Genomic DNA, 12256 nt, shown 5'->3' with positions numbered 1-12256 from the left:
TGAAAAAAAAGGATGATACCCTATATCAAAAACAGATAACATGAAAAACAATCTAGTAAAACTTTGTATTATTATATTGGTTGCATTATGGTCGGGGCAGTTACAAACTGCCCCCATCATAACAGAACTGAACTCCAACTGGCGATTCAAACAGCATCGCCTCAACAATTGGTATCCTGCCACAGTTCCAGGAACAGTGCATACCGACCTTATAGCAAATGAGATTATCGAAGATCCTTTTTTCAGGCTCAACGAAAGAAGTGTACAATGGGTAGACAAAGAAGACTGGATGTACGAAACTCATTTCGATATGAGTGACGAAATGTTCAACAAAAAAAACATACGTCTCTATTTCAAAGGACTCGACACTTATGTGCATGTTTATCTGAATGGAGAAAGAATACTTGAAGGCGACAACATGTTCCGTGAATGGAAAATAGATATAAAGGATAAGGTTAAAGCAAAGGACAACAAATTAGAAGTGTTCTTTCTTTCGCCCATCAAAGTAGATATTCCTAAATGGGATGCCCTACCCTATCATTATCCAACGGGGCCCGACCAATCTCAGCAAGGAGGTATATTTGACAAAACTGTGAGTATCTTTGCCCGTAAAGCCGGTTATCATTACGGTTGGGATTGGGGGCCTCGTTTAGTTACTTCGGGAATATGGCGACCTGTTTTTATTGAAGCATGGAACGATTTACGTATCGAAGATGTTTTCTTCCAACAAAAAGAAGTAAATAAGCAAAAAGCCGTCATAGCTGTAAATACTGAGATATTAGCCGATAGTGACATAAAAAATGCCAAAGTTACGGTAACCGATAAAACAAGCGGAACAGTTTACGGAACAACAACTGCCGACCTCACAAAAGGAAGCAACAATGTAACGGTAAATTTCACCATCAATAATCCTAAACTTTGGTGGAGTAATGGACTAGGTGAAGCTCATCTGTATGAATTTCAAACTGATGTTACAGTTGATGCTAAAACAATAGACACCAAAGACACCAAAACAGGAATACGCTCAATTAAGGTTATAAACAAGCCCGATAAAGACGGCTCTACTCTTTATTTCGAACTGAATGGAGTACCTGTATTTGCCAAAGGAGCAAACTACATTCCTTCGGATAACTTCCTTCCTCGTGTCACCAAAGATATATACGAAAAAACGATACTAGATGCTGTAGATGCCAACATGAATATGTTACGTGTTTGGGGTGGAGGTACATATGAGAACGATATTTTCTATGATCTATGCGATAAATATGGAATCATGGTTTGGCAAGATTTTATGTTTGCATGTAGTATGTATCCTTCCGAAGGTGCATTGTTAGAAAATATAAAACACGAAGCAATCGACAATATCAAACGCCTTCGTAATCATCCCTCTATTTCAATCTGGTGCGGCAATAACGAAGCCTATGACGGGTGGTTCGGATGGGGACGTAAAGAGGAGTTCACAAAACAAAATCCTGAATATGCTCGTGTAATGTGGAAGCAATATGTCGATTTGTTTCACAAGCTATTGCCCGAAATGATAGAGCAATACGATCCTGAAACATTCTATTGGCCATCGTCTCCTTACGGACTTCCTGGCCAAGGTTGTGACGACAAAAACGGCGACCGCCACTATTGGGATGTATGGCACGGACGTAAACCCATTGCTAAATATAATGTGGAGAGAAGCCGCTTTTTTAGTGAATATGGTTTTCAATCATTCCCTGAATTCGAATCAGTGAAAAAATATGCTCCTCATCCTAAAGACTGGGCAATTACGTCTGAGGTTATGATGGAACACCAACGTGCAGGAGCTTATGCAAATAATCTAATCGAAGAGTACTTATTGAATGAATACCAGAAACCTAAAGATTTTGAATCGTTCCTTTATATGAATCAGGTTTTACAAGGGGATGCTATCAAAATTGCGATGGAAGCACACCGCCGTGATATGCCTTATTGTATGGGAACTTTATTCTGGCAACATAACGATTGCTGGCCTGTAGCATCATGGTCGAGTCGTGACTATTATGGTCGTTGGAAAGCTCAGCATTATTTTGCTCGTGAGGCCTATAAAGATGTATTGGTTTCTCCTATCTCGAAAGATAACAAACTGGATATCTATATTATTTCCGACAGGTTAGATGACTCTAAAGGAACACTTTTAGTAAAAGTCATCAAACTGGATGGAACTGTAGTAGATGAGAAGAAAATCTCTGTAGAAATAGCAGCCAACACCAGTAAAAATGTATTTACAACCGAAATTGATAAACTTCTCAAAGGAACACCCAAAAGCGATGTTGTGGTACACACTCAACTGACCGATAATACAGGTAAAGTATATACTAACAATTACTTCTTGTTACAACAAAAGAATATCAACTTCCCTAAAACAACAATCACTAAAAACATAAAAGCAATTACTGATGGATATGAAGTAAAACTCCAATCGGACAAATTTGCCCGAGCCGTTTTTATGTCAATTGAGGGAATAGATAACTTCTTCGAAAATAATTACTTCGACCTGTTGCCTAAACAATCAGCAGCTATAAAGGTGAAATCTTCGCTTTCTCAGAAAGACTTTGAAGACCAACTGAAAGTGGTTTCATTAAGTGATGGTTATTAATTAAAGACAAATATGAAATATTTATTAATACTGGCTACGATGTTAATGGTTCCGTTAGGAATCTTAAATAGCCAAGATCGTCCTAAATCAAAGTTAACATCGTATGTCAATCCTTTTATTGGTACAGGAGCTGTAGCAGCAAGCCTCTCGGGAAATAATTACCCGGGGGCTACAGTTCCTTTCGGTATGATTCAGCTAAGCCCCGATACCCGAAATGCGCCCGATTGGGCACAAGCATCAGGATACGATTACAATGATAAAAATATCTTCGGGTTCAGCCACACACATTTAAGCGGAACAGGTGTTGCCGAGTTTTTCGATGTCCTGCTTATGCCCGTAACAGGAGATATTGCCATAAACAAAGATGCAACCACCGATTCGATGGAGGGATGGCAATCGACTTTTTCACACGATAACGAGAAAGCTCATCCCGGATATTATCAGGTGAATTTATCCCGTTACAATATCAATGCTGAATTGACTGCAACTACTCATGCAGGTTTTCACCGTTATACTTTTCCGAAAGATCAGCAGTCGAGAGTAATTTTAGATTTAAACCATTCACTCAATAAAAATAGTTGGTCTACACGTATTATTAATTCTCAAATCAAGATAGTCGATCAATATACAATAGAGGGATACCGACTTATAACAGGTTGGGCAAAACTAAGAAAAGTATATTTTTACGCCAGATTCTCAAAGCCTATCGTAGCTAATAAAATGGTGGATGGAAATACTACTTATCCAAATAATTGGGTACTGAATGGTAGTGACATCAGAGCTATTTTTGATTTCGAGAATAAAGACAATAACCCGTTACTTATTAAAGTGGGATTATCTTCAGTAAGTTCTCAAAATGCAAAGCTGAATCTCGATACCGAAATTTCAGACTGGAATTTTGATAAAATAGTAACCGATGCTGATAACGTTTGGGAAAAGGAATTAAGCAAAATAAAAATAGAGGGAACCGATTTACAGAAGGAGATATTCTATACTTCATTGTATCATGTTTCCGTACAGCCTAACACGATGTCGGATGTAAATGGTGAATATACCGATATTGATTATACAAAACAGTCTCTTTCAGAAAAAGGCGGAAAGCAATATTCTACATTCTCGTTGTGGGACACCTATCGTGCTGCACATCCTTTATACACATTGCTTCAACCCGAAAGAACCTCCGATTTTGTCAATAGTATGTTGAGGCAATACGATTCGTACGGCTACCTGCCTATCTGGCAATTATGGGGGCAAGAAAACTATTGTATGATTGGTAACCATTCTATTCCTGTTATTGTAGATGCTGCATTAAAGGGACTAAAAGGTTTTGATGTTGAAAGAGCTTACGAGGCTATTAAAACCTCATCTATGACTCCTCACCTGAACTCACCGTTCGATATTTGGGAAAAGTATGGTTATATGCCTGAGAATTTACAAACTCAATCGGTGTCTATTACTTTGGAAATTGCTTATGACGATTGGTGTGTAGCCCAATTAGCAAAGAAACTAGGCAAAGAGGATGATTATAAACACTTCACCAAACGATCGCTATTTTATAAGAACCTCTACAATAGCCAATCGGGATTTTTTCAGTCAAAAAACGATAAAGGCGATTGGATAGAACCTTTCGATCCGTTTAAGTATGGAGCAAACGGAGGTTATCCATTTACGGAAGGTAACGCATGGCAATATTTCTGGTATGTTCCGCACGATGTAAGTACCCTTGTGAAAATGGTAGGAGGGAATGAGGCTTTCACCAAAAAGCTGGATGACTTCTTTACCTTAGAACATCAAAGTGGGGAGCTGAACGACAATGCTTCGGGATTTATTGGGCAATATGCACATGGTAATGAGCCAAGTCATCACGTAGCTTATTTATACAATTATGCATGTCAGCCTTGGAAGACTCAATACTATGTATCGAAAATTCTCACCGAATTATACAATAATACTTCGGCAGGATATGCCGGAAATGATGACTGTGGCGAAATGTCGGCATGGTATGTTTTAAGTGCAATCGGTTTTTATCCTGTGAACCCTGTTAATGGAGTTTTTGTAATAGGAACACCCCATGTAGAAAGTGCCACTATTGATTTAGCATCAGGAAAAGCATTTAAGATCGTAGCTAAAAAACAGTCTCCAAAGGATATTTACATACAATCGGCTACCTTAAACGGAAAGAAATACGACCAGACGTACATTACATACAATGATATTGTGAATGGCGGAAGTCTGGAATTCAAGATGGGAAGTAAACCTTCTAAGTGGGGAAGCAAACCTCAGAATATACCTCCCGATGGAATCTAAGTAGGGGTGAACCGATGTGTTCACCCACAGAGGACAGACACATAGGTCTGCCCTACAGCAAAACATTAAATAAAAAAATAATACATAAATAAAATACCTGAAAACATTATGAGAATACTAAAACCGTTCTTATTATTTACGTTATCCATATTACTATTATCGTGTAGTAACAATTCGGAATTGAAACAAGGCAAATGGAAAATAAGTTATAATGATGAAAGCAAAACAATAAACATCGAGAAAGAAGGAAAAGCCCTTTTCAAAAACGTTTATCCATCTTACAAGTTAGGCGATAAGCTTATTACTGCTAAAGAATACACAAGTTCGAAAGTTGAACAGAATGCCCTATCCGATCAGTTCGGAAAAGGAACCGTTCTCAGCATTACATACACAAGTAAAGAACTTCCGACTTTAGTACAATCATTTTACGTATATACGAACAGAGACTACATTCTAACCGATTTCACTTTATCGGGAGACAGCAATGTTTCGTCTAACTATATGGCTCCAATAAACGTAGAAAAAATGCTTCCCGTTTTAGAGAAAGGTGATAACAGAGCGTTATTTATTCCTTTTGATAACGATGCTTGGGTTAGATTCCAGTCTCATCCATTAACTTTCGATAAGCTGAGAAGTTACGAAGTAGCTACTGTTTTCAATAACAATACACGTAATGGTATCGTGATTGGCTCTGTAGAACACGATAACTGGAAAACAGCTATCGATATGACTAAAGGCGATGACAGCAATATCGGTTCTTTGGTATGCTACGGAGGTATTGCTGATTCACTGACTCGTGATTCAAAACCTCACGGAACATTATCAGCTAAAACAATCAAATCGCCAAAAGTACTTATCGGAGATTTCGCCGATTGGAGAAACGGAATGGAAGAGTACGGAAAAGCAAATGCAATAATTACACCTCGCAGAGCATGGGATAAAGCAATGCCTTTCGGATGGAACAGTTGGGGAGCATTACAATTCAATCTTACTTACCAAAAAGCATTGGAAGTGTCGGACTTCTTTAAAGAAAACCTGCAAAACAATCATTTTATCAATCCTGACAATACAGTATATATTGGTCTCGATTCGGGTTGGAACAGTTTCACCGAAGACGAACTAAAATCGTTCGTAGCCAAATGTAAAGCAAACGGGCAAGTAGCAGGTATTTATTGGACTCCATTTACCGATTGGGGTAAAAATCCTGACCGTGCAGTAGACGATGTACCCGAATATAAATACAAAGATATATACGTGTATGCCAATGGAAAACCTCAGGAATTTGACGGGGCTTATGCAGTAGATCCTACTCATCCTGCGATTGAACAAAAGATGAAAATAACATCAGAATTGTTTCGCCGTTGCGGTTTCGAATATGTGAAGATGGACTTTATGACTCACGGAGCAATGGAAGGAGACAAATGGTACAAACCTGAAATTCAGACAGGTATACAAGCCTATAATTATGGTATGCAATTACTCGATAAATATTTCGGAGATATGTTTATTAACCTGTCAATTTCACCTATTTTTCCTGCACAATACGCACAATCGCGTCGTATAGCTTGTGATGCGTGGAACAAAATAAAAGATACCGAATATACTATGAATGCCGTTTCATATGGTTGGTGGATTGATAATATTTACCAATTTAACGATGCCGATCATATTGTATTGAGAGATGCTACCGAGGGAGAAAACAGAGCACGTATAACTTCGGCAGCTATCACAGGATTATATATTGCAGGTGACGATTTCAGCAAAGCTGGTCCAACAGATGCAAAAGAAAGAGCCAAAAAATTCCTGACCAATGCAGATGTAAATACAATTGCACAAGGTCGCTCTTTCCGTCCCGTTGAAGGAAACGGTACTAAATCGGAGAATCAATTTATACATACCGATGATAAAGGAAATATGTATTATGTAATCTTCAATTATCAGGAAGAAGACGCTACGGTTAAAGTTCCACTTGAAAGAATAGGACTGGACGCTGCAAAAGAATATACAGCAAAAGAACTTTGGAGCGGAGCAAATGTGGATATGAAAACTCCATTAACCGTTCCTGCCAAAGATGTAAAACTATTTAAGATCAACAAATAGTATACCACTACCATATGGGCGAACACATAAGTTTGCCCATATACATTGAGGGCAGACTCACAGGTCTGCCCCTACCAAACAAAATACAATAAACAAAATTATGAAAAAGATAAAAGGATTAGCACTTACACTCCTACTATTGATATTCATGAATGTACAGGTATCTGCATCGCCCAATAACAATCGCCATAGGCTATGGTACAAACAACCAGCTAAGGTGTGGATGGAATCGAGTCCTTTGGGTAATGGTCGTATAGGAGCAATGGTTTATGGAGGAGTCGAAACCGAAACAGTTGCCCTCAACGAGGTAACTATGTGGTCGGGAGAACGTGACAAATTTCAGGAACGTCTCTGCGGAAAAGATATACTAAATGATATCAGACAACTCTTTTTTGCAGGAGATTATTCGAAAGGTAATAGAATAGCATCAGAATATCTATCAGGAACACCCCATTCTTTTGGCTCACATGTGCCTTTAGGCGACATGAAAATAAACTTCAAATACCCTCAAGGAAATATATCTGATTACAAAAGAGAATTAAATCTGGAAAATGCAATCAACACCGTTACATTCAAGGTTGGAAATGTAAAATATACCAGAGAATATTTTTGTAGTAATCCAGATGAAGCTTTAATTATTAAATTATCGGCAAGTAAAGCAAAAGCTCTAAACTTAAATCTATCCTTTGATCTCTTGCGTGAATCTGAGATGCGGACAACGAATAATGGTCTCGAATTTTCTGGACAAGTTTCTTTTCCCAAACAAGGACCGGGAGGCGTTAACTTTCTCGGAAAAGTAGGAGTAACCATCAAAGATGGAAAAGTTACAACTAAAGATGGAAAAATCGAGATAACAGATGCAACGTCTATTGTAATCGCTTTTGATGTAAGAACAGATTACAGTAATCCCAGATACAAAGAAGATTGCGTAAAAACAGTCGATAATGTTCTGGCTCAAAACTATGATAAAGTTAAGCAAAATCATATTGAAGATTATTCAAATCTTTACAAAAGAGTTGATCTGTTTTTAGGAAACAGCGAAACCGATATTCTCCCTACAGATATAAGATGGAAAAAGGTAAAAGACGGAGCAAACGATGTCGGTCTTGATGCTTTATTCTTCAACTATGCACGCTATCTACTGATTGCTGCATCGCGAGAGAACTCTCCTCTTCCCGCCAATCTACAAGGAATCTGGAACGATAATCTGGCTTGTAACATGGGATGGACTAACGACTATCACTTAGATATTAATACTCAACAAAACTATTGGTTATCTAATATCGGAAATCTAGCCGAATGTAATAAACCATTGTTCAATTATATCAAAGACCTCTCTATTGAAGGTCAAAGAACAGCTAAAAACGTATACGGTGCACGTGGATGGACAGCACATACCGTAGCTAATGTATGGGGCTATACTTCTCCGGGAGCGGGACCCAACTGGGGATTATTTCCTATGGCTAGTGCATGGATTGCTTCGCATCTATGGACACATTATAATTATACATTAGATAAAGATTTCCTCAAAGACAAAGCTTATCCTATATTGAAAAGCAATGCAGAGTTTTTGTTGGATTATATGGTCGTAAATCCCAATAATGGATACCTGATGACGGGACCAAGCACCTCTCCCGAAAACTCATTCATATACAAAGGTGAAGAATTGTCGTTATCTATGATGCCTACCGCCGATAGAGTTTTAGCTTTCGAAGCATTAACTTCGTGTATCGAAATATCCGAAATACTAGGAGTTGATAAAGAGTTTCGTGATAGCCTAAAAAATGCATTAGCAAAACTTCCTCCTCTCAAAATCGGAAAGAATGGAGGAGTACAAGAGTGGTTCGAAGACTTTGATGAAGCTCAACCCAACCACCGCCACACCTCACATCTATTAGCATTATATCCATTCTCTCAAATATCGCCAGTTAAAACTCCTGTTTTGGCAGAAGCCGCTCGTAAGACAATGGAATTGAGACTTGCCGCAGAAGGTTGGGAAGATGTAGAGTGGAGCCGAGCAAATATGATTAGCAACTATGCACGCTTACTAGATGCCGAAAAAGCTTACGAAAGTGTAGTATTATTAGAACGTAATTTCTCCAGAGAAAATTTGCTTACCATATCACCTGAAGGCATAGCAGGAGCACCATACGATATATTTATTTTTGATGGAAACGAGGCAGGTGGAGCAGGTATTGCCGAAATGTTGTTACAAAGTCACGAAGGATATATTCAGTTTCTTCCAGCCTTACCTAAAGAATGGAATACCGGTTCCTTCAAAGGGTTACACACTCAAGGAGGTGCAGAAGTAGACCTAAAATGGGCAAATGGTGAAGTGACAGAAGCTAAACTTAAAGCCATAAGTGCAAATACTTTCAAATTAAAAGTTCCACAAAGAACTAAAAAAGCACAATTCTCTAAGAATGGAAAAGCCTTCAATTTAACTCCTGATGCAAATGGATTTGTTGAAGTTACATTGAGTGCAAATGATTTTATAGAATTAAAATAAGGTTTCAGAACTATTTATGACTTTGGCAGGTATACTTATAAAAGACTCAGAAAGAGAGGGATTAAATACTATCAGTTATATGCATATTTGTCAAAGCAATAAATAGGTTTACAACCTTACTAAAAACATGTATTATGAAAAAATTACTTATCGCTTTTATTGCGATACTTCTCCCATTTTCATCTGTGATATCACAGAAACAACCCGAGCTTAAACTCTGGTACGACAAACCGGCACTTAACTGGATGACTTCGGCACTACCTCTAGGGAACGGTCGTCTCGGAGCTATGATATATGGAACTGTCGAGAAAGAACATATCCAATTCAACGATAAAACTTTATGGACGGGCAGTAAGACCGAAAGAGGTGCATACCAAAACTTTGGAGATGTATATATAGAGTTTGATAATCATGCGAATTATAGCAACTATAGACGTGACCTGAGTATTGATGATGCAATTGCTCATGTAAATTACAAATCAGCCGGGGTACAATATTCACGGGAATATTTTGCCAGTTATCCTGACAATGCTATTGTTATGCACTTTTCAGCAAACAAAAAAGGAAAGGTAAATTTCAAAGTCAACTTACAGGATTCTCATCAAGGAAAAATGAATGTTAATGGTAATTCTATATCCATTGATGGAAAATTAACTCTATTGTCATACGAAGCATCATTAACTGTTGTAAGCGACGGCGGAGAGGTTTCTGCAAATGGAAATTCAATTCAGGTTAGCAATGCTAACAATGCTACTATTATATTGGTAGGAGGTACTGATTATGACCCTGCCAGCCACAACTATCTAACAAAAAAAGATTGGAGAGAATCTATCAAGTCAACAAAGGAAAAAGCCATTTCGAAAGGCTATAAAACACTGAAAAGCAATCATATAAAAGATCACCAGTCACTTTTCAGCCGCGTTTCATTAAACATTGGAAATACTAAGCCTACAATTCCAACTAATGAACTTATCAGAAAATATACAATGGGGGAATATAACCCTGCTTTGGATGTACTGTTTTTTCAATATGGACGCTATCTTGCCATAGCATCATCCAGAGAAGGGCTCGATTTACCATCTAATTTACAAGGTGTTTGGAATGACACCAATACTCCTTCATGGGAATCGGATATACATTCTAACATCAATGTTCAGATGAATTACTGGGCAACAGAAGTTGCTAATCTTGCCGAATGTCATATGCCATTTATCAATTATATCTACAACGAAGCTGTTATACAAGATTCGTGGAAGAATATGGCATCTGAGCTAGAAGCCAGAGGATGGGCTATGAGAACTCAGAATAATATTTTCGGATATTCGGATTGGAACTGGAATCGACCTGCAAATGGTTGGTACTGCTTGCATTTATGGGACAAATACCTATACAATCCTGACAAAGAATATTTGAAAAACGTGGCTTATCCCGTTATGAAATCAGCTTCCGAATTTTGGTTAGACCGCTTATTTTTTGATGATAATGGACAGTTACTAGCTGTGAACGAGTGGTCACCCGAGCAGGGTCCATGGGAAAATGGAGTAGCTTATGCACAACAAATAGTTGCAGACTTATTTAGTAATACCATTCAAGCAGCCAAAATATTAGAAACCGATTCTTCTTTAACAAGCGAACTAGAAGGGAAATTATCTAAAATGGATCATGGTCTCAATATTGGAAGTTGGGGACAATTACGAGAATGGAAGTATACGGATGACGATCCGGAAAACAAGCACAGGCATATCTCACATTTGTTTGCTTTATATCCTGGAAAAGCAATTTCGCCTATTTATACCGACAAATATGCTAATGCAGCCCGAAAAACTTTGGATGCAAGAGGTGATAGCGGAACAGGTTGGAGCCGTGTTTGGAAAATAGCCTTTTGGGCACGAATGCTTGACGGGAACAGAGCATTTAAACTGCTAAACAGTTCGTTGGAATTAACTAGCGATACGGGTACAGATTATATGGCTAAGGGCGGTGTTTATGAGAATTTGTTGTGTGCACACCCACCTTTCCAAATTGATGGGAATCTAGGTGTGACAGCCAGTATGTCAGAATTATTACTACAAAGCCATTTAGGAGAAGTGCATTTGTTACCTGCTTTACCCGACAAATGGCCACAAGGTGAAGTTAAAGGTCTTAGAGCAAGAGGAGGTTTTGAAGTAGATATTAAATGGAAAAACAATCGAATTGAGATGGCAAATATCAAATCTAATCAAGGTGGTATTTGTAAACTAAGAACCAGTACTCCGATAAAGGTTACGGGGCAGGAAGTTAGTTCTCAAAAAGATGATAAAGGATATTACATTACAATCATAAATACTAAACCTAAAACTAGCTATCAGATAAAGGCATCTTAATTAAGGTTTTAGATAATTCTATGCCTTTTTAATATAACAACTCAACATAAGAAAAAACAAAATGGATTTACAACGAATAAAGAACAAATTCCAGTCACTCTTTGGGGAAGGCGGCGCACTTTACACTGCTCCCGGACGTATCAACCTGATCGGCGAACATACCGACTATAACGGCGGATTCGTACTACCCGGCGCCATCGACAAAGCCATGTACTGCATGATCAAACCAAACGGAACAACAGACACCATAAAAGCATACGCTTTAGACCTCGAAGAAATGGACGAATTCCAACTAGACGACGTACCCATCAAACAATGGGCAAAATACATCTTCGGAGTATGCCTTGAAATGAT

At 38.2% G+C, this 12256-nt stretch carries 6 protein-coding genes; all 6 read left to right on the top strand.

Annotated elements, in window-relative coordinates; all coding sequences use genetic code 11:
* The first annotated feature begins 40 nt into the window (after nt 1-40).
* A complete protein-coding gene (locus tag IR022_RS05750) occupies nt 41-2623 on the top strand; it encodes a beta-mannosidase (RefSeq protein WP_194202979.1) in 2583 nt (860 codons plus the stop codon).
* A gap of 12 nt (nt 2624-2635) precedes the next feature.
* Complete coding sequence (locus IR022_RS05745) at nt 2636-4930, top strand: GH92 family glycosyl hydrolase (protein WP_194202978.1); 2295 nt, start codon at nt 2636-2638, stop codon at nt 4928-4930.
* 108 nt (nt 4931-5038) lie between these two features.
* Nucleotides 5039-7030: an alpha-galactosidase gene (locus IR022_RS05740; protein ID WP_194202977.1), complete on the top strand. Its 1992-nt coding sequence runs from the start codon at nt 5039-5041 to the stop codon at nt 7028-7030.
* Between the two features lie 100 nt (nt 7031-7130).
* The gene (locus IR022_RS05735) at nt 7131-9539 is read left to right on the top strand and encodes a glycosyl hydrolase family 95 catalytic domain-containing protein (RefSeq protein ID WP_194202976.1); all 2409 of its coding nucleotides are present in this window, start codon (nt 7131-7133) and stop codon (nt 9537-9539) included.
* A 134-nt stretch (nt 9540-9673) separates the two neighbouring features.
* Nucleotides 9674-11902: a glycosyl hydrolase family 95 catalytic domain-containing protein gene (locus tag IR022_RS05730; protein ID WP_194202975.1), complete on the top strand. Its 2229-nt coding sequence runs from the start codon at nt 9674-9676 to the stop codon at nt 11900-11902.
* A 61-nt stretch (nt 11903-11963) separates the two neighbouring features.
* Nucleotides 11964-12256: galactokinase family protein (locus IR022_RS05725; protein ID WP_317174050.1), on the top strand; the 293-nt coding region annotated here is incomplete at its 3' end.

The sequence above is a fragment of the Dysgonomonas sp. GY617 genome (genome assembly GCF_015233815.1).
In the GTDB taxonomy this organism is placed as follows: Bacteria; Bacteroidota; Bacteroidia; order Bacteroidales; family Dysgonomonadaceae; genus Dysgonomonas_A.
This window is presented reverse-complemented; position numbering and strand designations above follow the sequence as displayed.